Source organism: Streptomyces sp. NBC_00252 (assembly GCF_036187565.1).
GTDB lineage: Bacteria > Actinomycetota > Actinomycetes > Streptomycetales > Streptomycetaceae > Streptomyces.
The window spans coordinates 7,491,104-7,516,521 of the sequence record NZ_CP108087.1; the positions used below are offsets into that span (position 1 = coordinate 7,491,104).

At 71.9% G+C, this 25,418-nt stretch carries 24 protein-coding genes and 1 pseudogene; 8 read left to right on the forward strand and 17 right to left on the reverse strand.

From position 1 onward, the window contains the following. Positions 1-132: 132 nt before the first annotated feature. Positions 133-315, forward strand: coding sequence for a hypothetical protein (locus tag OHT77_RS33230; RefSeq protein ID WP_266767603.1), 183 nt, complete (start codon positions 133-135; stop codon positions 313-315). A 4-nt stretch (positions 316-319) separates the two neighbouring features. On the opposite strand, the gene OHT77_RS33235 is transcribed toward OHT77_RS33230, so the two are convergent. The 3 genes and pseudogenes from OHT77_RS33235 to OHT77_RS33245 form a co-directional block, all read right to left on the reverse strand. Next, positions 320-2,182 carry an ABC transporter ATP-binding protein gene (locus tag OHT77_RS33235; RefSeq protein WP_328834419.1) on the reverse strand — a complete coding sequence of 621 codons (1,863 nt, stop codon included), beginning with the start codon at positions 2,180-2,182 and terminating at the stop codon, positions 320-322. 483 nt (positions 2,183-2,665) lie between these two features. Further along, positions 2,666-3,112, reverse strand: a complete 447-nt coding sequence (locus OHT77_RS33240) for a hypothetical protein (RefSeq protein ID WP_328832118.1) — start codon at positions 3,110-3,112, stop codon at positions 2,666-2,668. A gap of 587 nt (positions 3,113-3,699) precedes the next feature. Continuing rightward, a pseudogene (locus tag OHT77_RS33245) lies at positions 3,700-4,308 on the reverse strand (ATP-binding protein); the annotation flags it as partial. 401 nt (positions 4,309-4,709) lie between these two features. Between OHT77_RS33245 and OHT77_RS33250 the strand changes: the two are divergent. The 3 genes from OHT77_RS33250 (at position 4,710) to OHT77_RS33260 (ending at position 6,730) form a co-directional block, all read left to right on the forward strand. Continuing rightward, entirely contained in the window at positions 4,710-5,570 is an 861-nt protein-coding gene (locus OHT77_RS33250) for a helix-turn-helix domain-containing protein (RefSeq protein WP_266767600.1), read from the forward strand. Next, on the forward strand, positions 5,571-5,825 hold the full coding sequence (locus OHT77_RS33255) for a DUF397 domain-containing protein (RefSeq protein ID WP_019060458.1): 255 nt from the start codon (positions 5,571-5,573) through the stop codon (positions 5,823-5,825). A 92-nt stretch (positions 5,826-5,917) separates the two neighbouring features. Further along, complete coding sequence (locus OHT77_RS33260; RefSeq protein ID WP_328832119.1) at positions 5,918-6,730, forward strand: SAM-dependent methyltransferase; 813 nt, start codon at positions 5,918-5,920, stop codon at positions 6,728-6,730. Between the two features lie 19 nt (positions 6,731-6,749). Here the strand turns inward: OHT77_RS33260 and OHT77_RS33265 are convergent, their stop codons facing one another. The 7 genes from OHT77_RS33265 to OHT77_RS33295 form a co-directional block, all read right to left on the reverse strand. Then, positions 6,750-7,445, reverse strand: coding sequence for a protein-tyrosine phosphatase family protein (locus tag OHT77_RS33265; protein WP_328832120.1), 696 nt, complete (start codon positions 7,443-7,445; stop codon positions 6,750-6,752). A gap of 65 nt (positions 7,446-7,510) precedes the next feature. Then, positions 7,511-8,428, reverse strand: a complete 918-nt coding sequence (locus OHT77_RS33270) for a hypothetical protein (RefSeq protein ID WP_328832121.1) — start codon at positions 8,426-8,428, stop codon at positions 7,511-7,513. After that, on the reverse strand, positions 8,425-10,626 hold the full coding sequence (locus OHT77_RS33275; RefSeq protein ID WP_328832122.1) for a PEP/pyruvate-binding domain-containing protein: 2,202 nt from the start codon (positions 10,624-10,626) through the stop codon (positions 8,425-8,427). The genes OHT77_RS33270 and OHT77_RS33275 overlap by 4 nt, the downstream gene beginning before the upstream one ends. Before the next feature lie 325 nt (positions 10,627-10,951). After that, positions 10,952-12,439 (reverse strand): glutamate synthase subunit beta, encoded by a 1,488-nt coding sequence (locus OHT77_RS33280; RefSeq protein WP_328834420.1) that lies wholly within the window; start codon positions 12,437-12,439, stop codon positions 10,952-10,954. Between the two features lie 166 nt (positions 12,440-12,605). Beyond that, on the reverse strand, positions 12,606-13,085 hold the full coding sequence (locus OHT77_RS33285; protein ID WP_328832123.1) for an anthrone oxygenase family protein: 480 nt from the start codon (positions 13,083-13,085) through the stop codon (positions 12,606-12,608). Between the two features lie 253 nt (positions 13,086-13,338). Continuing rightward, positions 13,339-14,133: a DUF2293 domain-containing protein gene (locus OHT77_RS33290; protein ID WP_443048166.1), complete on the reverse strand. Its 795-nt coding sequence runs from the start codon at positions 14,131-14,133 to the stop codon at positions 13,339-13,341. Positions 14,134-14,168: 35 nt separating this feature from the next. Beyond that, a complete protein-coding gene (locus OHT77_RS33295; RefSeq protein WP_328832125.1) occupies positions 14,169-14,912 on the reverse strand; it encodes an NAD(P)-dependent oxidoreductase in 744 nt (247 codons plus the stop codon). Between the two features lie 99 nt (positions 14,913-15,011). On the opposite strand from OHT77_RS33295, the gene OHT77_RS33300 reads away from it, so the two are divergent. The 3 genes from OHT77_RS33300 (at position 15,012) to OHT77_RS33310 (ending at position 16,711) form a co-directional block, all read left to right on the forward strand. After that, positions 15,012-15,431: a winged helix-turn-helix transcriptional regulator gene (locus OHT77_RS33300; RefSeq protein WP_328832127.1), complete on the forward strand. Its 420-nt coding sequence runs from the start codon at positions 15,012-15,014 to the stop codon at positions 15,429-15,431. Between the two features lie 17 nt (positions 15,432-15,448). Next, entirely contained in the window at positions 15,449-16,090 is a 642-nt protein-coding gene (locus OHT77_RS33305) for a uridine kinase (RefSeq protein ID WP_328832128.1), read from the forward strand. Between the two features lie 192 nt (positions 16,091-16,282). Then, entirely contained in the window at positions 16,283-16,711 is a 429-nt protein-coding gene (locus tag OHT77_RS33310; RefSeq protein ID WP_266767579.1) for a CBS domain-containing protein, read from the forward strand. A 33-nt stretch (positions 16,712-16,744) separates the two neighbouring features. On the opposite strand, the gene corA is transcribed toward OHT77_RS33310, so the two are convergent. Beyond that, entirely contained in the window at positions 16,745-17,872 is a 1,128-nt protein-coding gene (corA, locus tag OHT77_RS33315) for a magnesium/cobalt transporter CorA (RefSeq protein WP_328832129.1), read from the reverse strand. A gap of 269 nt (positions 17,873-18,141) precedes the next feature. Between corA and OHT77_RS33320 the strand changes: the two genes are divergently transcribed. Then, positions 18,142-18,936, forward strand: a complete 795-nt coding sequence (locus OHT77_RS33320) for a methyltransferase domain-containing protein (RefSeq protein ID WP_328832130.1) — start codon at positions 18,142-18,144, stop codon at positions 18,934-18,936. A gap of 117 nt (positions 18,937-19,053) precedes the next feature. Here OHT77_RS33320 and OHT77_RS33325 read toward each other — a convergent pair whose 3' ends face one another. The 6 genes from OHT77_RS33325 to OHT77_RS33350 all read right to left on the reverse strand — a co-directional run bounded on the left by OHT77_RS33325 (position 19,054) and on the right by OHT77_RS33350 (position 25,187). Beyond that, on the reverse strand, positions 19,054-19,962 hold the full coding sequence (locus OHT77_RS33325) for a carbohydrate kinase family protein (protein WP_328832132.1): 909 nt from the start codon (positions 19,960-19,962) through the stop codon (positions 19,054-19,056). Further along, positions 19,959-20,867: a pseudouridine-5'-phosphate glycosidase gene (locus OHT77_RS33330; RefSeq protein WP_328832133.1), complete on the reverse strand. Its 909-nt coding sequence runs from the start codon at positions 20,865-20,867 to the stop codon at positions 19,959-19,961. The genes OHT77_RS33325 and OHT77_RS33330 overlap by 4 nt, the downstream gene beginning before the upstream one ends. Before the next feature lie 138 nt (positions 20,868-21,005). Then, positions 21,006-22,238, reverse strand: a complete 1,233-nt coding sequence (fdhA, locus tag OHT77_RS33335) for a formaldehyde dehydrogenase, glutathione-independent (protein ID WP_328832134.1) — start codon at positions 22,236-22,238, stop codon at positions 21,006-21,008. A gap of 70 nt (positions 22,239-22,308) precedes the next feature. Beyond that, entirely contained in the window at positions 22,309-23,592 is a 1,284-nt protein-coding gene (locus tag OHT77_RS33340; RefSeq protein WP_328832135.1) for an MFS transporter, read from the reverse strand. A 119-nt stretch (positions 23,593-23,711) separates the two neighbouring features. Then, positions 23,712-24,266: a methylated-DNA--[protein]-cysteine S-methyltransferase gene (locus OHT77_RS33345; RefSeq protein WP_328832136.1), complete on the reverse strand. Its 555-nt coding sequence runs from the start codon at positions 24,264-24,266 to the stop codon at positions 23,712-23,714. A 45-nt stretch (positions 24,267-24,311) separates the two neighbouring features. Then, entirely contained in the window at positions 24,312-25,187 is an 876-nt protein-coding gene (locus tag OHT77_RS33350; protein WP_328832137.1) for a glycerophosphodiester phosphodiesterase, read from the reverse strand. Positions 25,188-25,418 lie beyond the last annotated feature (231 nt).

Sequence of the window (25,418 nt, forward strand, 5' to 3'; positions counted from 1 at the left end):
CTATGTCTCAGTACCGTCACTTCGCGAGCCGTTCACCGTACTGTCGGCGTTTAACTCAGTGAGGCTTCACGACGGTCTCCTCCACGAGACGTCATGAGGCGCTCCGAGTTCAGCACGACAGGGAGGTACAAGGTGAACGGGCGAATGGTGCTTGAGCGCTTTCCCGCCGGCGGGCCGCGTGGCTCGTGGCCGGCGGAGGAGTTCGCGCAGGCGCGCCGTCTGGAGGGCCTGCAGGCTGAGGTCGTCATGGACATCGCGACCGACGCGTTCCTGGTGATCGTGCGCAGCGGCGACGTCGTGGACGCCGCCGCCTGAGAGGTCAGCCCGCCTTCGGGGCGGGCAGCTTCGCCGTGAACTGGTCCGCCTGGAGCGCGTACAGCTCCGCGTACAGCCCGCCGCTCGCGAGCAGTTCGTCGGGCGTCCCGGACTCCACCAGCCGCCCCTGATCGAGCACATGCACCACATCCGCGTGGCGTACGGACGCCAGCCGGTGCGTGATCAGCACGACCGTCTGGCCGGTCCCGGCCAGCGCGCGGATCTTCTCGAAGACCTCCAGCTCGGCCCGGGCGTCGAGGGCCGCCGTCGGTTCGTCCACGATCAGGATGCGGCCCTTCCGGTAGGCGGCCCGCGCGATGCCCAGCCGCTGCCACTGGCCGCCGGACAGCTCGTGGCCGCCGCTGAAGTTGCGGGCCAGCAGGGTGTCCAGACCGCGCGGCAGATCCGCGACCACGTCCTGCGCGCCGGCCTCGGCGACCGCGTCGGTCACCCGCTCGTCGGTGAGCGGCGCGGCGGACCGTCCGACGGCCACGTTGACGCGGGCGGTGAACGGCCAGCGCTTGAAGTTCTGGGCCACCATCGCGATCCGGTCCGCGAGTTGGCGCCGGTCGGCGGTCACCGCGTCGACGCCGTCCCACAGGATGCGGCCCCGGTCCGGGCGGTACAGCCCCGCCAGCAGCTTGACCAGGGTCGTCTTGCCGGAGCCGTTCTCGCCGACCAGGGCGATGATCCGGCCCAGCGGGAGGGCGAGGGTGACGTCGTCGAGCGCGGGATGGGTGGCCTCGCCCGGGTAGCTGAACGTGACGTTCTCGAAGCGGATCTCCCGCGGCTCCTCCGGCAGCGTGGCCCCGCCGACCGGGATCGCCCGCTCGGCCGCCTCCCCGTACAGCTTCTGCAGGTCGCCCACGAACAGGGCCTCCTGGTGCAGCTGATTGACCGCCAGGACGAGGTTGTCGAGGCTCGCGGAACCGGTACGGATCGCGATCACCGCCGTACCCGCCACGGAGAGCGCCATCGCGCCGGACAGCAGCAGCCCGCCGAGGGTCGCGTACGTCGCCGTCGTCGCGAGGCCGGTCCAGGTCGCGGCGATCAGGCCGGTGCGGGCCGCGAGGCGGGCCAGCCGGGCCTGTTCCGCCTCCGCGCTCTCCGACATCTCGTGGAAGTGGTGCAGCAGGAACGGGCCCACGCCGTGCACGCGGATCTCCGGGGCCGCCTCCGGTTCCGTCAGCAGATCGCTGAGGAGATGACCGGCGCGGGCGTGCTGCACCCAGGTGTGGAACGACTCGTACTGCCGGCGCGCGTTCGTCAGCGCGCCCCACGCGCTGGGCAGGGTCATCGTCGCCAGCAGCGGGAGCAGGGCCGGGTGCAGCACGGTCAGGACGCCCGCCGCGGTGATCAGGGAGATCAGCGCGTTCATCACGCTGGTGGCCTGCGAGATCATGCGGCGGGCCGAGGAGGCGCCGTAACTCGCGGTGTCCAGCAGCTTGTGAAACGCGTGGTCCTCGATCGCGGACAGCTCCACGGAGGCCGCGCGCTCCAGATACAGCTCGGTGGCGACACGCTCGACTTTCGGCTCCAGGCGGCCGGTCGCGTAGGTCGACGCGGCCCGCAGGAGTGCGCCTACGAGCATCACGGCGGCCATCGTGACCAGTGCGGGTACGGCTCCGCGGAGCCGTTCGTCGATGGCGCCGCCGGTGATCAGGCGGGCCAGCACGCTGTTGACCGCGAGCAGGCTCACCGCCTGGGTGGCGCCCCGGCCGACCTCGGCGGCCAGTACGGTCCGTGCGGCCTTCGGATCGGCCTGCCACGCCAGACGGAAACTCGACCCCAGCATCGCCGGCAACCGGGTCACCATCGACCGGAAGCTCAGCTCCAGGAATGCGCCGTTGTGCTGGTTCCACCCCATGTCGTACCGCAGGGGCCCACCAAAGAGCAGCTGCTCCGACGCGGACGGCACCCCCGACTCCGAGTCCCCCTTGCTCACCGCCGACCTCCCCCGATCGTGGACGAACGGCCACTATCGCGGGGCGGGGTGGTTCTGGGGGAGAGCGCGGGAGGGAGGGGGCGGGGGTGCGCGGGCGTACGCCGCGGGGGCGTCGCGGGTGTGCGGGGTGGGTTCGGGCCGTGGTGTGTCCGCGGCCCGGTGGGGGCGTTGCGGGTGTGCGGGGTGTGGGTTCGGGCCGTGGTGCGTCCGCGGCCCGGTGGGGGCTGGTCGCGCAGTTCCCCGCGCCCCTGAAAGACGGGCGCCTGGCCGGGGTTCCATGGGCAACCCGGGCCGGGACTGGTGTGAGCGGGTGCCCCCACGGCTGACCCGCTGGTGACGGTCCCGGCCCGGTGCCCGGAATCGGTGTCCTGGGAGGAACCCCGCCCCCGCTCAAGCCCCGCAGGGCTACGCGCTGATGGGACGGGACCAGGACGGTGTGGCCCCCGTGACCCGGCACACCGCGAGGTACAGCGGGATGGGTGGGGTGTACGGCAGTTTGCCGTCAGGTCGGTGGATGAGGCCCGGGGTGCGGGGGGAGTCCGGGACCAGCGCGCCGGTGGTGTAGCGCGCCGGGGCGGGCCAGTCCAGGGCGTAGTCCGAGTCGGACGGGACGATCCACCACCAGTGCGTCTCGTCGGCGTAGACACAGCCGACGCGCGGCAGGCGGGGCAGGACCAGCGGGCCGAAACGGGCCGGTACCGCCACCGCGTCGCAGCCCAGCGGGGCCGTCATGCCCTCGGGGACGGCGAGTCTCCGGGGTGTGCCCTCCGGACCGTGCAGTGCACGCCCCAGACGGACCAGCGTGTCGAGACTGAGCACCTGGCCGGGACCGGACACGCCGCTCACACCCATTCGACTCCCGTCCCGAAATCCCCGAATCCACTGGTTTCCCTGAACACCGGGGAGTCCTTGAATGCCGGGGAACTCTTGAAGGGCGCGGACTCCCCGAGAGGAACCGACTCCCCGAGAGGAACCGACTCTCCGAAGGGAACCGACTCCCCGGTCTCCGCCGAGTCCGGCAGGTCGCCGGCGTCCTGGTGACCCAGGCCCCTGAAGTGACCCGCGACGGCCTCGTGGCCGACAGCGATGTCAAGGCCCGCGCCCGCGCCGAGGCCGAGCGCCCCGAAACGTCCTGAGGGCTCCTGGCCCCGCGTCCCGGTGACGTCCCCGTTGCCGAGGCCGCCCCGGGTTCCGTGAACATCCTGGCTTCCGAAGTCGCCCCGCGTCCCGTGGACGTCCTCGTCCTCGAACCCGCCCCGAACCCCAGGGGCGGTCCCGTTCCCGAGACCGCCCCCGGTTTCGTGTTCCCGGCCTCCGAAGCCGTCGAGATCCAGGTCTCCGAGTTCGCCGGCACCCCCATGCCCGCTGCCGGAGGCACCCCCATGCCCCCGCCCCGGAAATACGCCCAGATCCTCGAAGGCACCGAAGTGTGCCGTCTCCTCGTCCTCGTCGCCCGAACCGCCTGACGGACCCGGCTTGGGTCGTGCGCCCCAACCCAGGTCGTTGCGCGGTACGGAACTGTCGAGGCCGGAGGCCGGGTGGTGGCCGTGCGCCGCCGGGTCCGCCTGCCGCGGCAGGTCGGCCCAGACCAGCAGGCCGGGTCCGTGTTCCTGGGCACCCCAGGCCCGGCACAGCCCGTCTATGAGAAGCAGTCCCCTCCCGTGCTCCTCATCAGGCCGCTGCGGGGACGGATGAGGCTCGCCGGGAGCACAGCCCTCGTCACGGACGGCTATCCGCACCAGGTCGTCGCCATCGTGCAGCTCGCAGACTATGTGGCTGCTCGCGGTGTGCACGATCGCGTTGGTGACCAGCTCGGAGACGACGAGTACCGCCGTGTCGCAGGTGTCCTCGCACACGGACCAGCCGGACAGCCGGGCCCGCGTCAGGCGTCTCGCCTGGGCCGGGGAACCCGGATGTGCGGCCAGCTCGAACCGGAACCGGCGCTCGGCAGCGGCCCCACCAGGGACGGCTCCCGCGGCGGCACCGAGACCGAGGCGGCCTGCGGCGGCGTCTGTTCCTAAGGGCGCGGACGGAATCACGCTTGCCACTATCGCCCCGCCGTGAACACTTGGCAAGTGTCACTATGAAAAATGCAGAGTGCCGTATGACGGTCTGGACGGTCGTGGCACACTGCTCGCAACAGAAAGTCGCGCGGCGCCAGTTGGGATCTCCGAAGGTCTGTCCCGATCTTCGAATGAGTCTTCGAATGGCGCCGCAGGGCTGTCAGGATTCGGTTCGCCGGGATCGGTTCGCCAGAATCGTCGCGTCGGGCCGGGATCGGTTCGTCGGGTCGGGAGAACCCTTTCACCGGGCTGTACGGACGCATGGCTGTCCGTACTCAACCCATCACGCAGCACTTGGCACTCATCGCGCAGTACTCGGCACTCGTGACGCGGCACTCGGCTCGTCACTCACTCGGTAACTCGTCACTCATTCGTGGAGGTGGAGCGTGAGCGAGCCGCGGTCCGCACCGACGGTCGGCCAGGTCGTCCTCGGCCGGCGCCTGCTGGACCTGCGGGAACGCGCGGGGCTCAAGCGCGAGGAGGCCGCCCGCGTCCTCCGTGTCGCCCCCGCCACGGTCCGCCGCATGGAGATGGCGGAGGTCTCTCTCAAGATCCCCTACCTCCAGCTCCTCCTGAAGTCCTACGGCGTCTCCGACGAGGAGGCCGAGGCCTTCGTCCAGCTCGCCGAGGAGGCCAACCGGCCCGGCTGGTGGCAGCGCTTCCACGACATCCTGCCCGGCTGGTTCTCGATGCACGTCAGCCTGGAGGGCGCGGCCGCGCTCATCCGGTCGTACGAACCGCACTTCGTGCCCGGGCTGATGCAGACCGAGGAGTACGCGCGCGGAGTGCTGAAGTCCGGTGCCATCGGCCAGACCGATCCCGACGACATCGAGCGCCATGTCGCGCTGCGCATGCAGCGCCAGGACCTGCTGACCCGCCCCGACGCGCCCCGCTTCTGGGTCGTCATGGACGAGACCGCCCTGCGCCGCCCGGTCGGCGGTCCGGAGGTGATGCGAGCCCAGATCGACAAACTGCTCGACGCCACGAAGCTGCCCAACGTGACCCTGCAGGTCGCCCCGTTCTCCTCGGGGCCGCACCCAGGCACGTACGGGCCCTTCGTGCTGTTCCGATTTGCCATGTCAGAACTGCCGGACATGGTCTACAGCGAGTACCTGACCGGCGCCGTCTATCTGGACGCGCGCGAAGAGGTGGCGACCCATCTCGAGGTCATGGACCGCATGGCGGCGCAGGCCGCTACGGCACATCGCACGAAGGAGATCCTCAGGGATCTCCGCAAGGAGCTGTGAATGGATCGCATCAAGCCGCGTATGAGCGTCTACAACGGAATGCCCGCGCGGGACTTGGGAAGCGAAGGCTGGCACAAGCCGTGGAGCGGCGGCAACGGCGGCAACTGCCTGGAGGCGATGAAGCTCGCCGACGGCCGGATCGCCGTCCGTCAGTCCACCGACCCGGACGGGCCGGCCCTGATCTACACGACCGACGAGATGACGGCCTTCATCGAGGGGGCGAAAGCGGGCGAGGCGGATTTCCTGCTCTCCTGACCGGCCTGTGCTGAATGCTTTTTCCTTACCGAACCTCCTTAATTTGGTACTGACTTGATCACATGTTGCAGTAAGAGCTTACGGAGCACGCCATGACCGTGCGGCCCACCGGCAAGTCCGACGAGATCGACACCACCAGGCCCCACCCCGCCCGGATGTACGACTGGTATCTCGGCGGCGGGGCCAACTACCCCGTCGACGCGGAGATGGGCCGCCAGATGCTCGCCCTCGACCCGAGGGTCCCGGTCATGGCACGTGTCAACCGCGCGTTCATGCACCGGGCCACCCGCTGGCTCACCGAAAACGGCATACGGCAGTTCCTGGACATCGGCACGGGCATCCCGACCGAGCCGAACCTGCACCAGGTCGCCCAGGGCATCGCGCCCGAAGCGCGGGTCGTCTACTGCGACAACGACCCGGTCGTGCTCGCCCACTCCGCGGCCCTGCTGCGCGGCACACCCGAGGGTGCGACCACGTATCTGCGGGCCGACGTGCGCGAGCCCGACGCCGTCATCGAGGGCGCGCGGGCGGTCCTCGACCTCACCCGGCCCGTCGCCCTGTCCCTCGTCGCGCTGCTGCACTTCGTCCCCGACGAGGACGGCGCGCACGAGCTGGTCGACGGTCTGCTGTCCCAACTCCCCAGCGGCAGCTACCTGATGATGACCCACGCCACCGCCGACTTCACCCCGGAGGAGTCGACGGCGGCGGTCGAGAAACTCACGGCGGCGGGCATCACCCTGACCCTCCGCTCCCGCACCGGCTTCGCCCGCTTCTTCGACGGCCTCGACCTGGTCGAGCCCGGCGTGGCGGTGGTCGACCGGTGGCATCCCGAGCTGGGCGATGTGGTGCCGGGGCAGGACGACGGCACGATTCCCGGCTACGGGGCGGTGGGCCGCAAGCCCTGACCCCCTCAGGTGCCGGGCCTCAGAACCACGACAGCATGCGTCGTGGCGCGTCCACCAGCCGGCTGACGGCGACCACCGGCAACGGCGGCTGCTCCGGCCGGCCCGGGCCCGGGCCGAGGCTCAACGCGTAGTAGATCTGCTCGATCGACGGCGGTCCGACGGCGAGATTCCGCCGGACCGCCCGAGCCGACGACGCCTCCCCGGTCCGCACGAGATACGCCGCCGCCATCGTCCCCGTACGGCCCACCCCCGCACCGCAGTGCACGAACACCGGCCCGGCGGCCGACGCGACGACCTCCAGAAACCGCTGTACCTGCACGGCAGTCGGCGTCTGCCCGTCCCGAATGGGCAGTCGTACGACGTCCAGCCCGGCCCTGCGCGGTCCGGCGAGCTGCGCCGGTGTCAGGTCCTCCGCCCGCAGATCCACGACCGTGGTGAAGCCGAGGCGGGCCAACTCCCGGTAGCCACCGGGGGAGGGAGCGGCCCCGCGCCACAACCGCCCCTCGGTGTCCACGGGTTGGAAGTGATGGATGCCCTGCACGGTACGGGTCCCCGGCGGCGCCGGGGTCTCCTCGCGCGCCCAGTACGAGAGCGCGAGGACGCCGAGCGCGCCGGTGGCCCACAGGGCGACATAGCCGAGGGCGACGACGAGGAGCAGCCTCATCGCGCGTCTGGGCAGGGGGAGTCGGGGCGAGGGCGTGAGAACGGTTGCCATGGGCGGCCCGGGGTGCTCGGGGACGGGGGCGCCTTGGCATCGTACGTCCGGATTGCGCGTCCGGGTCAGTCGTCGTCCGCGTCCGTGTCACCCATGCCCATCACCGTGAGGTGGGCGCGGTCGAGGGCCGCGTCCTCCAGACAGCCGCGCAGCCGCATCCGGTCGTGCTCGGCGAGCGCGGGCCGTACGACCCCGGCGAACATGCCGTCGCCGAGGCTGCCGAGCGCGGATTGGTTCAGCGGTACGGAGGTGGAGTCCCGGCAGCGTTCCCAGACCTGCTGGGCGGCGAGGGCCTGCCGTTCGGCGGTCATGTCCCCGCCCCGCACATCGACCTGGACGAGCACCGAGGTCGCCTCCGAGCCGCTCGCGCTCTGCTCCCGGGTCTGTGTGAGATCGGCGAGCCCGACGACGAGCGCGGCCAGCAGCGCGGCCCCGACGACACTCACGACGGCCGTGCGGGCGACGCGGCCCCTGGTGTGCCGGGCCAATGCGGGCCGGTCCTCCAACTCGCCCAGCACCGCGCCCGGTTCGGGTGCTCCGAGGACGGCCAGGCGTCCCGCGAGCCGCCGTTCGGCCGGACGCCCGGTCGCGGCGGCGACCCGCTGCACCACCCAGGCGAGCCCGGACAGCAGCACCCCGGTGACCATGAGGACGGGCACGAAGACGTAGGTACGGTCGGTGGTGTCCTCCAGCCACCGGAAACGCGCGCGCTCGTGCTCACCGGACGTCTGCCGCAGCCGGGCCAGCACGTCGTCCTGACGTGAGGCCAACTCCCGCTGTCTGGCGTCGCTTTCCTTCACCCGCTCCTCGATCCGGGTGAGCCGGGCGAGCAACACGATGCCGAGCAGCATGACTTCGACGACCAGCAGCAGGATTCCGCACAGGATGGCGCGCTGCCACTGCCAGCGGTACAGGTAGATGAGGAGGTAGGTCCCCGCGCCGGCGGCGGCCAGGCTCCCGAAGACGTACGCGATCCGCCTCATCGCGCGTCCCCCGTCCGTACGTCACCGGTGGCGCCGTCGACGGCGATCCGCGACCCGGGCGGATAGCGCCGTACGGCGTCCGCCGCGCCGACCACGGCAGGCACCCCGAACTCCCGTGCCAGCACGGCGAGATGGGACAGCGGGCTGCCGGTCTGGGCGACCAGCGCGGCGAGTCCGGGCAGGTGCGGGGCGAGGGCGGGGTCGAGGGTACGGACGACGAGCACGGCGTCGGAGGGGCGCGGCCCGGTCCCGTCCCAGACGGTCCCGACGGCCCGACCACCGGACACGCCGTTGCCGCGTCCTTTGCTGTCGGTGCTGGTGCTGGTGCCGGTGCCGGTGCTGGTGTCGGTGCGCTCCGCGACCACCGCGCCGTCCGCGAGCCGGAAGGCGTCCGGCAGGGGTGGCGACTCGGGCTGCGGCACGCGGGCGGGGAGGTCGGCCGGCAGCGGCCCGCCGTCGAGCACGGCGGCCAACTCCGGCCAGCGCAGCAGCTCTACGCGGTCACCGTCCGGACCGAGTCGGCGCGCGGCCTCTCGTACGAGGCGTACCTGCAGCTCCTGGACCCAGCGGATGCGGAGGCGGAGGGATTCCCGGGGTGGGAGGGAGGGGGTGCGGGGAGTGAATGCGGGGGAGGGGTGGCTCGGGGAGGTGAGGGTTGGCGAGGGGTTCTTCAGCGAAGTGGGGCTCGGCGAGGGGTTGTTCGGCGACGGGAAGGGGCCGTTGCGGACCTTCTCCTGCGTGAGTGCGGACCCCGGTGTCGGCTTCTGAGGCAGGTGCCCCCGCCCCCGCAGACTCGGCGCCGTGAGAGCCAGCACGGTCGGCGCGACGGCGGCCGCCTGCTCGTCCGGGATGCCGAGGGCCCGTGTCTCCGTGAGGGCGGTGAGGGCCGCGCCCGCCGCCGTGCGGGAGGTGGGCGGTACGTGCAACAGGGCTCCCGCGAGGGCCTCTTGGGCATGCAGGGAGGCCAAGGTGGCGCGGGTCCAGCGGATTTGGGCGGCCAGGTCGGGGCCGGGGAGTTCGGCGGGGGCCGGGACTTGGGCGAGGCCGCGGTCGACGTCGGCCACGAGGTCCGCGGCCAACCCCGGTAGCGCAGCGGTGAGTCGGCCGACCCGCCAGGCCGCGCCGAGTCGTCGCGCTCCTGGTGCCGGGTTGAGGAGGGCCGGCCACCGGTGTCTCGGCGGGGCCGCCCCGAGCAGCCGTAGGTCGGCCGCGGCCCAGCCGCCGACCGTCGTGACCACCGGTACTGTCCGCAGCAGGCGGCGCGGTGCACTGCCCGCGATGTCGAGTGCGGCGGTCAGCCCGCGGGCCATCGGCGTGATCCACAAGTCCTCCTCCAGGGGCTGGAGTTGGTCCGGCAGGGTCTCCGCGACCGGACCCGGACCGAGCAGCCGCGCCCCCCGCGCCGGACGCACGGCCATCGCGGTGATCGGACGGCTCTGGAACAACCACAGCCGCCCGCCCCCGACTTCACCCCCGGTGAACCCGAACTCGATGTCCTGCGGCCCTCCGAACACCTGCCGTGCCCGGCGCGCGAGCCGGGCCAGCTGTCGTAGTTCGGAGGGGGTGAGCAGTGCCTCGGCGGTCGGCGGCTCGGTGCGCAGCAGGCGTCCCCGGCGGTTCAACCAGTAGTTGGTACCGGCCTGTTCACCGCTGACCAGCCGGTCCGGGCCGCCGCGCACCGCACTCACCAGCATCCGGTCGGCACGCCCCTCGACGGGGTCGGCACCGAACAGCACCCCGCCGACCCGGGCCCTCAGCATCGGCTGCACCAGCACCGCCATCGGCGCGACGGACCCGTCGGGCCGGTGCGCCGAGTCACGCACGGTCCGTACCGCCGTACGGAAGTCCGGCCACCCGAGCACATCGAGCACGGAGGCGAACTGCCCTGCTAGGGACGACTGTTGGGTGTCCTCCTGCGGCGAGGAGGACCGTACGACGAGGGGCAGCGCGCCCGAGTCGGAGAGGTCCTGCCAGGCATGTCGTAGACCGGCCGTGTCCTCGCTCGCGCCCTCGGGAATCACGAAACCGGGCAGCACGGGCAGTCCGGCGCGGGCCGCGCGGGCGAGGTTCGCCGCCTTGGAACCGGCGAACCTGCCCTGTTCCGGCGTGAGTTGACCGAGGGGGACGGTGGCGGCCGGACGGTACGCCCTCTCCGTCTCCCGCGCGTCCCCGTCATGACGTTCGTCGAGCGTCGTCATCGACACCCTCCAGGACCGACCGCCAACAGGGGGGACGCGCGGGGGTGGCCCTGCGCCTGACGGCGGAACGAAGGACGGGGGCGCGCCGCATCCGGCCCCACTCCGGGCCGACGACGGCTCGCCTCCTACCCCGATGGTCCCACCGCCGTTGGCCCACAGGTCGGTCGGACGCCACTTTCCGGTCCGTCGCCGACGGATTTCGTGAGCCGGAAGGAGACCGCACCCGGCGCCTCGTACCGGCGCAGTACGCCCCGCCTCCTCCGCAGGGGCGAGGACGGACGTACACCTGCTCATCCGGCAGCAGCGACACCTCGCCGCGCCTTCCTCACACGGTCATCGGGCGGTCGTACGGCCCGATGGGCGCGGGGAGTTGGGAACTCCCGGTCAGATAGCGGTCGACGGCCGCCGCCACCGCCCGCCCCTCCGCGATCGCCCACACGATCAACGACTGCCCGCGCGCCGCGTCCCCCGCGACGAACACCCCGCGCGCACTCGTCGCGAAGTCCGCGTCCCGGGTGACCGTGCCGCGCGGGGCCATCGCCAGCCCCAGCTGGTCGATCAGCCCGTCCTCCCGGTCGGGCCCGGAGAAGCCGAGCGCGAGCAGCACGAGATCGGCGGGGAGGCTGCGCCCGGAACCGTCCAACGGGCGCCGCTGTGCGTCGACTTCGACCAGATGCAGGGACCGTACGTGCCCGTCCTCGTCCCCTTCGAAGCGCAGCGTCGACGCGGCGAACAGCCGTGCGTCCGCGTGTGCCGACGGCGCCGTCTCCAGGTCCCGCGCCTCCTCGTGCGCGGCCGACAGCCGGTAGATCTTCGGGTACGTCGGCCAGGGCTCCACGTCCTCGTCGCGGTCGGCGTCCGGCTGGGCGTAGATGTCCAACTGCGTGACGGACGCGGCCCCTTCACGCACCGCCGTGCCGAGGCAGTCGGCCCCCGTGTCACCGCCGCCCACGATCACGACATGCTTCCCGGCGGCGGACAGGGGAGAGGCCGCCAGGTCGCCCTCGCACACCCGGTTGGCCAGCGGCAGGTACTCCATCGCCTGGTGGATACCGGTCAACTCCCGCCCCGGCACGTCCAGTTCACGCCACGCCGTCGCACCCGTGGCGATCACCACCGCGTCGTAGCGCGCCCGCAGTGCCGCCGCCCCGATGTCCCGCCCGACCCTCGTCGACGTACGGAACTTGGTGCCCTCGGCCCGCATCTGGTCGAGCCGCCGCTCCAGATGCCGCTTCTCCATCTTGAACGCGGGGATGCCGTACCGCATCAGGCCGCCGAGCCGGTCGTCCCGCTCGTACACCGCGACCGTGTGCCCGGCGCGCGTCAACTGCTGTGCCGCGGCGAGCCCGGTGGGCCCGGAACCGATCACCGCGACCGTCCGCCCGGACAACCGGTCCGGTGGCCGAGGTGGCGCGAAACCGTCGGTCCACGCGCGATCCGCGATGGCCACCTCGACGTTCTTGATGGTGACGGCGGGCTGGTTGATGGCGAGCACGCACCCCGCCTCGCACGGTGCCGGACACAACCGCCCGGTGAACTCGGGGAAGTTGTTCGTCGCGTGCAGCCGGTCGCTCGCCGCGCGCCAGTCCTCGCGCGAGACGAGGTCGTTCCACTCGGGGATCAGATTGCCGAGCGGGCAGGCGTCGTGGCAGAACGGCACACCGCAGTCCATGCACCGGTCCGCCTGCCTCGTCACGATCGGCAGCAGCGCGCCGGGGACGTACACCTCGTCCCAGTCCCGCACCCGCTGCTCGACGGGCCTGCGGGGCCACTCCTCGCGCGGAGTGGTCATAAATCCCTTGGGATCGGCCATGGCCGTCTTCCTCGCGTCCGCGTACGACAGGCCGTGCGTCATCGGGCGGCACTCTTTCAGCCACGATAAGGCCCATCGGCCGGGCGCGCAGAGTGGGCGAGACGGCTTTCTCCCGGGCTTCCGCGGGGTCTCACCAGCGCGCGCTCAGGTGATCATGCGGTTTCTCTCAGGTGAGAGCCAGCATGTACACCAGCGCGGCGGCGGCCGAGGCGACCGCGCGGACGTGATTCCACATCGTCCACTCGCGCATGTACGACGGCCAGTACGCGGCGGCCTCCGGCGTTCCCGGGTCCAGCTTCAGCAGCGCCTCGTTGCGGGGCACGTTCGCGACGAGGGTCAGCCCGAACGCGCCGAACAGATACAGCGCGCTGCCCAGCAGCAGTTCGACGGTCCCCTGATCCGGCCACAGCACGAACGTCACCACCGCGATCACCGCGCACACCACCGCGGAACCCGCGAACAGCAGCATGAAGGCGGGCGTCATCGCCGCCGTGTTGATCGCGTTCATCGCCGCGACCCCCTGCGCGGGCGGCAGCCCGGCCAGCCCCCGCATGACCAGCACGGAGAAGGCACAGAACACCCCGGCCATCACCCCGGTCGCGAGCACCCCCAGAACCGTCAACGTCACATACGGCTCACCGATCATGCCGACATCAACTCCCGCCCGTAGAGCCGAGATCCTGCCCATCACCCATCACAGAGACAAGTCAAGACCGCCCCCGGCCGACCCACCATGGCCGAGAATCGCCGGGGCATGCGCGAGCGTCCAGGGGGTGGCCTGGGGGTGGGGGGAGGGTGGTGTGGTGGTCGGGTGGTGTGGATGTTGGGTGGCGTGATGGTCGGGCGGGACGAAGGTTGGGCGGTGTGTCGGGACGCCGGGGCCTTCACCGGTCTCCTTCTCACCCGGCATCCACTTCCCTTCCCGCCGCCGGGTCGGCCTGGACCCCGTCCGTCCGCCACTTCCGCAACACGGCCTCCACCCCCACCGTGATCCGCCGCCTCGCCTCATGTCGTGGCACCCCATCCATCAGCAACTGGTCGTAGGGCGTGTCCACATGCCGTACGGATGCCACCACAGCCGAGACCACCGCACCCTCGGACAAGGTTCGCCCCGCCGCACTCCGCCCCACCCGCCCGCTGCCCCGCACCGAGGCATGCGCGGCGATTGCCCGGGCCCGGTCCTCGGGGCAACCGGGGAAAAGCTGCCGTATCCGCGCCGCGAACGCCTCCGCGAACCGCACGTCCTCCGCCGCCCGCCGCCCCGCGTCCCGCACCCGGCGCCGCCGGCGTGCCTCCGCATCCGCGAGGCACCGCTCCTCGGCCCGGGCGAGTCCGGACTCCTCGACGAGGACGCCCTGCCGCTCGTACCGGCCCCGGCGCCGGTCGAACCGCACCACCACCGCCGACAGCGCGCTCTCCTCCCGCGCCCTGCGCGTCAACGCCGTGTCGCCGCGCGGCAGGAACACCAGATGCCCGAGATCCACGCAGTCGAGACACCGCGGTACACCGCCCTCGACGACCAGCAACGGCAACGGTCCCCGTCGGCACCCGGCACAGTGCCGCTTCCGCAGCGGCTGAACCACCAGAAGCCCATGGGGAGTTGGCGGAGGCGGGGATGGAGGCGGAGGCAGAGGTGGAGGCAGAGGTGGAGTCGCGAGCGGTGTCGAACGAGCCCTGCGTGCCGTGCCAGCCATACGAGAAGCATTCCCTTCCGCTGTGCGCCTCTCTCCTATCCCTCCTCCGCCCCTCTTTCGTCCGCCCCTCCCTCCTCCATCCCCCTTTCCTCCGCGCTCCGTATGTCACGCGGCACGAACACCGACACCCGCGTCCGATGGCGGGTCGGCGTCTCGATCTCGTCGAGCACCGCCACCGCCAAGTCCGCGTACGACAACCCGGGCGCACCCTCCGGCACCCGCTCGTCGCCGAGGCGGTGGCGCCCGGTGCGCGGGGCGTCCTGGTCCAGCCCGCCACCAGGGGTGAGCATCACCCAGTCCACCTCACTCCCGCCCGCCTCCCGCAGGCGCCGCAGCCCTGCCGTGTGGGCCAGCGCGAACGGCCGTATCTCCGGCGGGAACGCCGACGGATCGTCCATCACCGGCCGCCCGTCCGCCCCGAGGAGGTCCGCGAACAGCCCGACCGCGACGAGCCGCCGCACCCCCGCCCCGGCCAGCCCCGCCAGCAACGCGTCCGCCGCCTTGACGAAGAACTCGGGATCGAGCGCGTCGAACCCCTGCTCTGGCCCGCTGAACGGCGACACCGCGTGCACGCCGGCGACCGCCCCGCCCGCGGCCTCCCGCACCGAACCGGCATCGGTCACATCGCCCCGCACGACCGAGACACCCGGCGCCGCGAGGTCCGGGTACCGCGCCGGGTCCCGCACCACGGCGGTCACCCCGTGCCCGCGCCCGAGCGCCTCCGCCGTCACGGCCCGCCCCGCTCGGCCGCCGGCCCCGAGGACCACGATCCGACTCATGCTCAACTCCCTTGTCCGGCAGCGCTGTTCGCCGCCCGACCTGCACGTTAGGCAGCAGACTCCCGGTTACTTCAACGGAACCGGCGCTAGCCTCGGCACATGACCGACGCGACGGACGCCGCACGGCAGGAACCACCTGACCCCGCTCTCCGGGACCCGCTCGACCCCGACATGTTCGACCCCGTCTGCCCCTCCTCCGCGATGCCCTTCCGCGTCGGCGACAAGTGGACCGGCATGGTCGTCCGCTGCCTCGAAGGCGGCCCGCGCCGCTTCACCGAACTCCGCACACCCCTCAAGGCGGTCACCCCCAAGGTCCTCAGCGAGACCCTGCGCGCCATGCAGCGCGACGGCCTGCTGACCAGGACCGCGTACGACGAGAACCCGCCGCGCGTCGAGTACGCCCTCACCCCGCTCGGCCGCAGCCTCGTCCCGCTCCTCGACGCGGCCCGCGCCTGGAGCGAGACCCACCTCCCACACCTCCTCGCGGCCCGTCGCGACCACCGGCCCGACGCACCCTGATCGCGGCCTGACGCATCATGGGCCCTGTGCGACTGGAAGCGATCACCTGGGACCGGCTCGGCGACCTCCTCGCCGAGCGCCTGCTCGACCTGAAGCCGGCCGACTGCAGCCCCTGGCCGCGCGTCGCCCTCGACGGCGCCCCGGCGGCCCGCCCCGGCGACCTCGCCGAACGCGTCGCGGAAGCGCTGCGCGTCCGCGGCCGCCCCTCGCTCGTCGTCGGCACCGAGGGCTTCCTGCGCCCGGCCTCGCTGCGCCTGGAGTACGGACGTCAGGACGTCGAGGCGTACTACGACGGCTGGTTCGACACCGGCGCCCTGTGGCGCGAGGTCTTCGGCCCGCTCGAACCGGACGGCGACGGCCGCGTCCTGCCCGACCTGTGGGACCCGGTCGCCGACCGCGCCACCCGCAGCCCCTACGTCCAACTCCCGCCCGGTGCCGTCCTGTTGCTCCACGGCCCCCTCCTCCTTCGACACTGGTTCCCCTTCGACCTGAGCGTCCACGTCCTCCTCTCACCCGGCGCCCTGCGCCGCCGCACCCCCGAACCCGAGCACTGGACCCTCCCCGCCTTCGAGCGCTACGAGGACGAGACCGACCCGGCCGGCACGGCGGACGTCCTGGTCCGCGCCGACGACCCCCGTCATCCGGCGTGGGGCGGGTGAACCGGCGCGCAGCGGGTCCATCGCGGGTGAACAGGGTGAACAGGGTGATCCGTGGTGGTCCGGAGTGCGCCCGCGCACCGAAAGTCGGGACCGTCCAGGTGCGTCCGTCCCGTCGCGCGGCGAGAATGTAGGGCGCCGGGACTAGCGGAACGTTCTGTGCCGCGCCGGCCGTCCGGCACCGGGAGGTACTTCATGACCACCGCCGGAGACATCATGCACCGGGGCGCCCAGTGGATCCCCGCCCATGAAACCCTGGACCGCGCCGCCCAGCTGATGCGCGAACTGGGCGTCGGAGCCCTGCCCATCAGCGACGAGAACGAACGCCTCTGCGGCATCCTCACCGACCGGGACATCGTCGTCGGCTGTGTGGCCATGGGCCATGACCCGGCCAGGATCACCGCCGGCGAGATGGCCCAGGGCACCCCCCGCTGGATCGATGCCGGCGCCGATGTCGGCGAGGTGCTCCAGGAGATGCAGGGACACCAGATCCGCCGGCTCCCCGTCATCGACAACAAACGCCTCGTCGGCATGATCAGCGAGGCCGACCTCGCCCAGCATCTGACGGAGGAACAACTCGCAGGCTGGGTCGAGAGCGTCTACGCCCGCAGCGGCATGCGCTGAACCATCGGACGGCTCCGGTCCAACGGCTGCCGCTCAGAGCCAGCCGTTGCGCCGGAAGCCCCGGTACAGCGCCAGACACGCCACGGTTATCACGCCGATCACCAGGGGGTAGCCGAACCGCCAGTGCAGCTCCGGCATGTGGTCGAAGTTCATGCCGTACACACCGCACACCATCGTCGGCACGGCGATCACCGCGGCCCAGGCCGTGATCTTCCGCATGTCCTCGTTCTGCGCGACCGTCACCTGCGCGAGGTGCGCCTGCAGGATCGAGTTGAGCAGTTCGTCGAAGGACGCGATCTGCTCCTTCGCGCGCAGCAGATGGTCGGAGACGTCCCGGAAGTAGGCCTGTATCTCCGGTCCGATGACCCGCATCGGCCGGGTCGCCAGCTCCTCCAGCGGTCGGCCGAGCGGGACGACCGCCCGCTTCAGCTCCAGGAGTTCACGCTTGAGCTGGTAGATACGGCCCGGGTCGGTCCGCGCGCCGTTCTCCGCGAACACGTCGGTCTCCACCTGGTCGATGTCCGCCTGCACCGAGTCCGTGACGCTCAGATAGTCGTCGACCACATGGTCCGCGATCGCGTGCAGCACCGCGGCCGGGCCCTTGGCGAGCTGCCCCGGGTTCGACTCCAACTCCTCACGCAGCGGCCCCAGTGAGCCGTGCCGTCCGTGCCGCACGGTGATGACGAAGTCGGTGCCGATGAACACCATGATCTCGCCGGTGTCGACCACCTCGCTCGTCGCCGTCAGCTTCTCGTGCTCGACGTAGCAGACCGTCTTGAACACCGCGAACAGCGTCTCGCCGTAGCGCTCCACCTTCGGGCGCTGATGTGCCTCGACCGCGTCCTCGACCGCCAGCGGGTGCAGGTCGAAGAGCTCGGCGATGCCCGCGAACTCCTCGTTCGTCGGCTCGTGCAGGCCGAGCCAGACGAAGCCGTCCTCCTTCTTGCGCACCCGCTCGACGGTGTCGACCAGATCGCCGGCGACGGGGACGCGGACGCCCTCCTGATACGTGACGCACTTCACCACCGAGGAGCCCAGCGGTGACCGGGCGTGGTGGCTCAGGTCGACCCGCGGGTGCCGCCGGGCCAGCCGTGCCACCTTGCGGAGGCCCCCGACCCTGCCCAGGCCCGTGACCTTCCGAAGATTCCCTGCCATGGACATCCGGATCTCCTTGCGTGGATCCCCTCGCATCGCATTTCTGCGCCTTGGCGTGCCAGTTTGCCAGGCCCGCGTGAGCCGCGGGCAAGCCTGTGGGAACGGAATCCTCCGCTTTGTTCCCGCCTGTGGATGAGCCGTGGACGAACCGGTGCACGGTCGTGGCAAGGGGCCGCGGACCGGAGCCGTGCCCCCGCCGCGACCGGAGTTCGCCCCTCCCGACAACCGGAGCGTCGCCCCCTTCCGACAAGCGGGGCAACTGGGATGATCGCGGCATGACGCGATCCGACGGGTATCTCCTCGACAACCGGCAGTCCGAGGCGGGACAGCGCTTCGACGCCTTCGCCACGCTCTTCGACCCCACCACGTTCCGGCACCTGGAGGGGTTCGGCGTCGGACCCGGCTGGCGCGTCTGGGAGGTCGGCGTCGGCGGCACCTCGGTGGTGTCCTGGCTGGCCAAGAAGGTCGGCCCGACCGGGAAGGTCCTCGCGACCGACATCGACACCTCCCAGGTCGCCTCGGCCGCCCGCCCGCCGATCGAGGTGCGCGTCCACGACGTCGGCGTCGAGGAACCGCCGGGGGAGGGCTTCGACCTCGTGCACGCCCGTCTTGTACTCGTCCATGTCCCGGACCGGGAACGGGCGTTGCACTCGATGATCGCGTCCCTGCGCTCCGGCGGCCGTCTCCTGATCGAGGACGCAGACCCCGCCCTCCAGCCCCTGCTCTGCCCCGACGAACACGGCCCCGAGCAGCAACTCGCGAACCGTCTCCGGCACGGCTTCCGCGAACTCCTCGCCGCCCGCGGCGCCGACCTCTCCTACGGCCGCCGGCTCCCACGCCTGCTCCGCGAGGCCGGCCTGCGCCGTGTGGAGGCCGACGCGTACTTCCCGGTCACCTCACCGGCCTGCGCCGCGCTCGAGTCCGCGACGGTCCGCCAGATCCGCGACCAACTCGTCACCGCGGGCCTGGCCACGGACGAGGACATCGACCGCCACCTCGCCAACGTCGCCTCCGGTTCGATGGACCTCGCGACGGCCCCGATGATCTCGGCGTGGGGGCGGAAGGCGTAGGCGGGGAGCGGGAGTTGACGCCGGGTGGGGAGACGGCTGCCGTGAGGGTGAGCGCGGGCTGCGGATCCGGTGTCCCGCGCCACCGTCCACTCCCGAAGCACCAGCAGCCTGTCCCTCCTACGCCCCCGGCCGGCCTCCCACCCGTTCCACCGCCTGGGCTCCCGCCCGGCACCCCTCCCGTGCGGCCTCCTCCGGTTCGGCGCCCGTCAGCAGCATGGCGAGGAACGCCCCCGTGAAGGCGTCCCCGGCGCCGGTGGTGTCCCGGGGTGTGGCCGGTTCGGCGGGTACGCGTGCGTGGACCGTGCCGGAGTGGGCCACGAGGGCTCCTTCCGCGCCCTGCTTGGTGACCACCAGGGGGACATGACGGCTCAACTTGGCCGTCGCGTCCACCGGATCGGGCAGGCCCGTCAGCAGACACGCCTCGTCCCGGCTCGGGAGCAGGACGTCCAGCCCCTCGACGAGTGCGAGGAAACGGTCCACACCCAGCTCCGTCAGGAACCCCGCCGACGCCGGATCCAGACTCACCGGCACCCCACGCGCGCGTGCCGATTCCATCGCCGCCGCCACCAGCGCCCGGCTCGGCTCCGAGAACAGCAGATACCCCGACAGATGCAGCCGTACGACGCCGTCGAGCAGCGTGTCCGACCAGTCGCCGGGATCGAGCCGCAGGGACGCGCCGCTGTCGGTGAGGAACGTCCGCTCGGCCGACGCCCCCGTGTCGACCAGGCAGATCACCGTCCCCGTGGCCGCCTCCGGGTCGACGACGAGACGGGGCCGTACCCCGGACGCGATCAGCTCCCGCTCGTGCCACGCCGCCGCGTCCTCGCCCACGCGGCCGAGCAGCCGTACGTCCGCGCAGCCCCAATGAGCCGCCCAGCAGGCCACGTTGGCGCCCGCGCCGCCCGGCACGGTACGGATCGTGGCGGCGGTGTCGGTGCCCGGGGCGAGCGGGCCCCGGTGCCGGGCGACGACGTCCGTGACGACGTCGCCCACGACCAGGAGGGCGCCGTTCGGCCCCGTCGTCACGCCTCGGCCCAGGCCGCCGCGATCCGCCCCGCCAGCCGTACGTTGCCGCGTACGGCCGCCAGGTTGGCGGACAGGGAGGCACCGTCGGTGTGCTCCACCAGGTAGCCGAGCAGGAACGGAGTGACCGCCTGGCCGGTGATGCCCTCCGCCTCGCACGCGTGCAGCGCGTCGGCGAGCACACGCGCGTGCAGCGCGGGGTCCAACTGCTCGTCCTCGGGCACCGGGTTGGCGACGATCAGCGTCGACTCCGGGGCGTCCAGCGCGTCCTGGGCCCGCATCACGTCCGCGACCTGCTCGGGGGTCTCCAGGGTCCAGTCCACCGGGTAACCGGAGTCGGAGAGGTAGAAACCGGGGAAGCGGTCCGTGCCGTACCCGGCGACCGCCACGCCCAGCGTCTCCAGGCGCTGCAGGGTCGCCGGCACGTCGAGGATCGACTTCACGCCCGCGCACACGACCGTGATCCGGGTGGACGCCAGCAGGCCCAGGTCGGCGGACTCGTCCTGCGTCACCGTCCACTCCCGGTGCACCCCGCCGAGGCCGCCGGTCGCGAACACCCGGATGCCCGCCCGCGCCGCCAGCAGCGCCGTGGCCGACACCGTGGTCGCCCCGCTGGCCCCGGCCGCCACGGCGAGCGGCAGGTCGCGGTGGCCCAGCTTGCGGATGCCGTCCTCGTTGGCCACCCGCTCCAACTGCTCCTTGTCCAGGCCGACATGGGGCCGCCCGTCCAGCACGGCGATCGTCGCGGGGACGGCGCCCTCCTGCCGTACCGCGTCCTCCAGTTCGAGCGCCACCCGCAGATTGCGCGGGCGCGGCAGCCCGTGCGCGATGATCGTCGACTCCAGGGCCACCACGGGTCGACGCGCGTCGATCGCCTCGCGTACTTCCTCGGACACCACCAGCACCACGCGCCTCCTGTCGTTCGGTCTTCCCTCATCCCTGGCGGGCGCGGCGCCCGGTCAAACCCCCGTGGGCTGTGGGAGACACCACCGGCACCCGACGTGGAAAAAGGGGGCCACGCGTGCGTGGCCCCCGCTCTCCGTGCGTCAGACCGGGCTCACGCCCGACAGCGTGCCGTGCGGATCGAGCACGTACTTGCGGCTGGCGCCCTGGTCGAACTCGGCGTAGCCGCGCGGCGCGTCCTCCAGGCTGATCGGTGTCGCGTTGACGGCCTTGGCGATGTGCACGCGCTCGTGCAGGATCGCCATCATCAGACTCCGGTGGTACGTCATCACCGGGCACTGACCAGTCGTGAACGCGTGACTCTTGGCCCACCCGAGGCCGAGCCGCACCTTCAGGGTGCCGCTCTTCGCGTCCTCGTCGACCCCGCCGGGGTCGGCGGTGACGTACAGCCCGGGGATGCCCAGGGCACCGCCCGCGCGCGTGATGCCCATCAGCGAGTTGAGGACCGTCGCCGGCGCCTCCTGGGCGTCCGGGCCGTGCGCCCGTGCCTCGAAGCCGACCGCGTCGACCGCGGCGTCCACCTCGGGCTCGCCGAGGATCTCGGCGATCTGCTCCCCGATGTCGCCGCGTGAGACGTCGACGGTCTCGCAGCCGAAACTCCTTGCCTGGCCGAGGCGTTCGGCGTTCAGGTCGCCGACGATGACGACCGCTGCGCCCAGGAGCTGCGCCGACGCGGCCGCCGCCAGCCCGACCGGACCGGCCCCGGCGACGTACACCGTGGACCCGACCCCGGCGCCCGCGGTGACCGCGCCGTGGAAACCGGTCGGGAAGATGTCCGACAGCATCGTCAGATCGAGGAGCTTCTCGCGTGCCTCGTCCCGGTCCGGGAACCTCAGCAGGTTGAAGTCCGCGTACGGGACCATGGCGTACTCGGCCTGACCGCCGACCCAGCCGCCCATGTCGACATAGCCGTAAGCCGCCCCGGGGCGGGCCGGGTTGACGTTCAGGCAGATGCCCGTCTTGCGTTCCTTGCAGTTGCGGCACCGCCCGCAGGCGATGTTGAACGGTACGGAGACGATGTCGCCCACGTCGACGAACTCGACGTCCGGACCCCGTTCGACGACCTCTCCGGTGATCTCGTGTCCGAGGACCAGTCCCTCGGGCGCGGTCGTCCGGCCGCGCACCATGTGCTGGTCGCTGCCGCAGATGTTGCTGGCGAGCACCTTCAGGATCACACCATGCCGGGCCTTGCGGCCGACGTTGGCGGGTGCGACTCCCGGCCCGTCCTGCAGTTCAAGCGTCGGGTAGTCGATGGTCCTGACCTCGACCGCTCCCGGCTTGAGATACGCGACTGCCCTGTTTCCGCTTCCACTCATGCGTGTTCGCCGTCCCTTCGGCTCCGATCCCCCGGATGCCAGTGGCTGTGCGCGCGCACGGCGGAGTCTGCTACCGGCTCGGCCTCCCGGCCACCCTTCGCGGGACATCGGAAACCGGGATCTTCCGGGAGCGGGTGAACAGGGCCAGCGCGGCCAGGGGTATCAGCAGGCCGGCGGCCGTGAGGTTCAGCCAGCCGTAGCTCGCCTCCGCGACCACCAGCCCGGCCACCGCGCCGCCGATGCCCGCCGAGGTGTTCATCGTGAGGTCCGACAGCCCCTGCGCGGCGGCACGCGCGGGCTGCGGCACCGAGTCCGTGAGCAGCGCGGAGCCGGAGACGAGCCCCGCCGACCAGCCCAGGCCCAGCACGAACAGGCCCAGGGCGATCCGCCCGTGACTCCCGCCCGCCGTACCGGCGAGGAACGCGGCGCAGGCCAGCAGCCCCACCGCGAGCCCTATCCCGGACAGCCGCCCGACCCGGTCGGAGAGTCTCCCCATCAGCGGCGAGAACGCGTACATCCCCGCGATGTGCCCGCTGATCACCAGCCCGATCAGATCGATGCCTGCCCCGTGGTGCCCCAGCTCGACCGGGGTCATCGCCATCACCGACACCATCGCCGTGTGCGACACGGCTACCGTCACCAGCGCCAGCCGCGCCCGCGGCGAGGTCATCACCGCCGCGAACCCGGCCCGCAACGACCGCGCGGCCGGCGACCGGTCCTCGTCCGGCGCGAGCGCCCGCGCCGTCAGCAACGGATCGGGCCGCAGCAGCACGGCGACCACGACCGCGGCGACCAGGAAGATCGCACCCGCCCACAGAAAGGGCCCGGCCGCCGCGGGTATCCCGAGCTCGACGACGCTACGGCCCGCGGGCGCGGCGATGTTGGGTCCGAGGACCGCCCCTATGGTCGTCGCCCACACGACATGGGAGATGGCCCGGGCCCGCTGCTCCGGCTCGGCCAGGTCGGCGGCGGCGAACCGGGACTGCAGATTCGCCGAGGAGGCGGCCCCGAAGGCGGCCATGCCGCACAGCAGCAGCGGAAAGCTCCCGATGCTCGCCGCGAGCACCACGATCCCGGCTCCCAGCGCCCCGACGAGATACCCGAGGACCAGCCCTGGACGCCGGCCACGCGCCGTCATCAGCGCCGCGAACGGCATCGACAGCACCGCCGTGCCCGTCACGGTCGCCGTGGGCGCCAGCCCGGACAGCGACTCGGTCCCGCTGACCTGCTTGGCCAGTACGGCGGACAGCGCGACCCCGGTCGCGACCCCGAGGCCGCCCAGGATCTGCGTCGTGATCAGCACCCCGGACACCCGGCGCCGCAACGCGGGCAGCCGCTCCGCGGTGACGGGCATCGCACCCCGCCCCTCGACCGCGGTCACGGTGTCCGTCCGGGGCCGCCGAGCCCGCACGCGCGCGTGAAGTCAGTCCTCACCAATGTGACCTCCCCCTGGTCCCTTGCCCGCCCGAGCGCTCAGAACAGCGGCTCGGGCAGCACCCCCTCCAGCGCCAGCAGTTTCCGCTTCGTCTCCAGGCCGCCTCCGAACCCGCCGATGCCGCCGTCGCTCTCGACGACCCGGTGGCACGGCACGACGATCGGCAGCGGGTTGGACCCCATCGCCACCCCGACCGCCTGGGCCGCGCCCGGCTGTCCGACCCGCCCGGCCAGATCGCCGTACCCGACGACCGCGCCGTACCGCACGCCGGACGCCAGCTCGCGCAGCACCTGCCGGTTGAAGCCGGAGATCAGGGACCAGTCGAGCGGCAGGTCGAAATCGTGCCGGTCGCCGGCGAAGTAGGCCTCGACCTGACGTATCGGCTCGGCCAACAGCGGGGAGTCGGGGGCCTCGACCGGCTCGGTGCCCAGCCGGGACGCCAGTCGGTCGAGGGTCTTGTCGCGCACCGCGTCCGTGGCGTGGAACACGACGTTGACCAGGCCGTCCTGTGTCGCGGCGAGCAGCAGCGGACCGATGTCGGTGCCGACGACGGTCCACACGACCCGCTGCTCGTTCTGCCCATGGCTGTCCATGCGTTCACCGTACGACCCGGCACTGACAACGCCCCGCGAGCGGCCTCAGAACCCGTACAGCGCGGACCGCACCACGTCCGGCTTGTTCGTGATGAGCCCGTCCACGCCGTACCCGGTGACCTTCCAGGCCGTGGGCGCGTCGTCGACGGTCCAGGCGTACACCTCCATCGGACGGCCATGCGGACCATTGTGCCCGTGCACGGCGGAGACGTAGCCCAGGGAGATCGATCCGTACGACGGGTTGATCAGGTCGGTGTAGGCGGCGTACGTGTTCAGGGCCGACACGGCGGGGGTGCCCAGGAAGGCGGTCCTGATGGCGGGCTTCAGGTCGTGCACGATGCGGATGCTGTCCGCGCTGAAGCTCTGCACGATCAGCCGGTCGTCCAGGTGGTTCTCGTCCAGCCACCCCTCGTTGCCCAGGAGCTTGAGGGTCTGCTGCTCGATGCCCGGGTACAGCTCAGGGTTCTTGATCTCCAGGAGCAGGCTCTGGTCGTTGTGCTCCACCTCGCGCATGTACTGCGTGAGGGTGGGCACGCGCGTGCCTGTGAACGCGGGACCGAACCAGCTTCCCGCGTCGAGGCGCGCGATCTCGGCGGCGGTGAAGTCCTTCACCTTCCAGGGGGCCCGATGAGGGAACACCTTCTGGACGTCGGTGGTGCGCTTCAGGCTGTCGTCGTGGATGACGACGAGTTCGCCGTCCTTGGTGCGCTGGACGTCGTTCTCCACCCACCGGAAGCCGAGCCCGGCCGCCTTGTCGATGGAGGCCAGGGTGTTCTCGGGCGCATAGGAGGACGCTCCCCGGTGGGCGACCACGGTGGGCCCCTGGGCCGTGTCACCGGCCCGGGCGACGGGGGAGGGGAGCAGAAGGGCGGCGGCCCCCAGGAGCGCGGTGGTCGAGGCGGCAACTGCGCGCAGGTGCATGCGTACTCCTCGCATCGAGCGATCACATACAGCTCAAGAATGACAGCGGAACGTCACTACCCGTGGGGTACAGGATGGACACAGAATGGATGGAGTTGCCCAAGTCCGCTCACCGGTGCCGCACAACTGGGGCAGGGCCGTGTTTGTTTGCCGGAAAATCGTTCGACCATTCCGGTGGGGGTCATACTCTCTGCGTCGACCCTGACCGTTCCCGCGGTCCCGGGGCTGGGC

Excerpts from the sequence above, each read along its gene's own strand:
- OHT77_RS33235 (WP_328834419.1), bottom strand. The coding sequence starts at position 2,182 with ATGGGGTGGAACCAGCACAACGGCGCATTCCTGGAGCTGAGCTTCCGG.
- OHT77_RS33240 (WP_328832118.1), bottom strand. The coding sequence starts at position 3,112 with ATGGGTGTGAGCGGCGTGTCCGGTCCCGGCCAGGTGCTCAGTCTCGAC.
- OHT77_RS33255 (WP_019060458.1), top strand. The coding sequence starts at position 5,571 with ATGGATCGCATCAAGCCGCGTATGAGCGTCTACAACGGAATGCCCGCG.
- OHT77_RS33260 (WP_328832119.1), top strand. The coding sequence starts at position 5,918 with ATGACCGTGCGGCCCACCGGCAAGTCCGACGAGATCGACACCACCAGG.
- OHT77_RS33265 (WP_328832120.1), bottom strand. The coding sequence starts at position 7,445 with ATGGCAACCGTTCTCACGCCCTCGCCCCGACTCCCCCTGCCCAGACGC.
- OHT77_RS33270 (WP_328832121.1), bottom strand. The coding sequence starts at position 8,428 with ATGAGGCGGATCGCGTACGTCTTCGGGAGCCTGGCCGCCGCCGGCGCG.
- OHT77_RS33275 (WP_328832122.1), bottom strand. The coding sequence starts at position 10,626 with ATGACGACGCTCGACGAACGTCATGACGGGGACGCGCGGGAGACGGAG.
- OHT77_RS33280 (WP_328834420.1), bottom strand. The coding sequence starts at position 12,439 with ATGGCCGATCCCAAGGGATTTATGACCACTCCGCGCGAGGAGTGGCCC.
- OHT77_RS33285 (WP_328832123.1), bottom strand. The coding sequence starts at position 13,085 with ATGATCGGTGAGCCGTATGTGACGTTGACGGTTCTGGGGGTGCTCGCG.
- OHT77_RS33290 (WP_443048166.1), bottom strand. The coding sequence starts at position 14,133 with ATGGCTGGCACGGCACGCAGGGCTCGTTCGACACCGCTCGCGACTCCA.
- OHT77_RS33295 (WP_328832125.1), bottom strand. The coding sequence starts at position 14,912 with ATGAGTCGGATCGTGGTCCTCGGGGCCGGCGGCCGAGCGGGGCGGGCC.
- OHT77_RS33300 (WP_328832127.1), top strand. The coding sequence starts at position 15,012 with ATGACCGACGCGACGGACGCCGCACGGCAGGAACCACCTGACCCCGCT.
- OHT77_RS33305 (WP_328832128.1), top strand. The coding sequence starts at position 15,449 with ATGGGCCCTGTGCGACTGGAAGCGATCACCTGGGACCGGCTCGGCGAC.
- OHT77_RS33310 (WP_266767579.1), top strand. The coding sequence starts at position 16,283 with ATGACCACCGCCGGAGACATCATGCACCGGGGCGCCCAGTGGATCCCC.
- corA (WP_328832129.1), bottom strand. The coding sequence starts at position 17,872 with ATGTCCATGGCAGGGAATCTTCGGAAGGTCACGGGCCTGGGCAGGGTC.
- OHT77_RS33320 (WP_328832130.1), top strand. The coding sequence starts at position 18,142 with ATGACGCGATCCGACGGGTATCTCCTCGACAACCGGCAGTCCGAGGCG.
- fdhA (WP_328832134.1), bottom strand. The coding sequence starts at position 22,238 with ATGAGTGGAAGCGGAAACAGGGCAGTCGCGTATCTCAAGCCGGGAGCG.
- OHT77_RS33340 (WP_328832135.1), bottom strand. The coding sequence starts at position 23,592 with ATGCCCGTCACCGCGGAGCGGCTGCCCGCGTTGCGGCGCCGGGTGTCC.
- OHT77_RS33345 (WP_328832136.1), bottom strand. The coding sequence starts at position 24,266 with ATGGACAGCCATGGGCAGAACGAGCAGCGGGTCGTGTGGACCGTCGTC.
- OHT77_RS33350 (WP_328832137.1), bottom strand. The coding sequence starts at position 25,187 with ATGCACCTGCGCGCAGTTGCCGCCTCGACCACCGCGCTCCTGGGGGCC.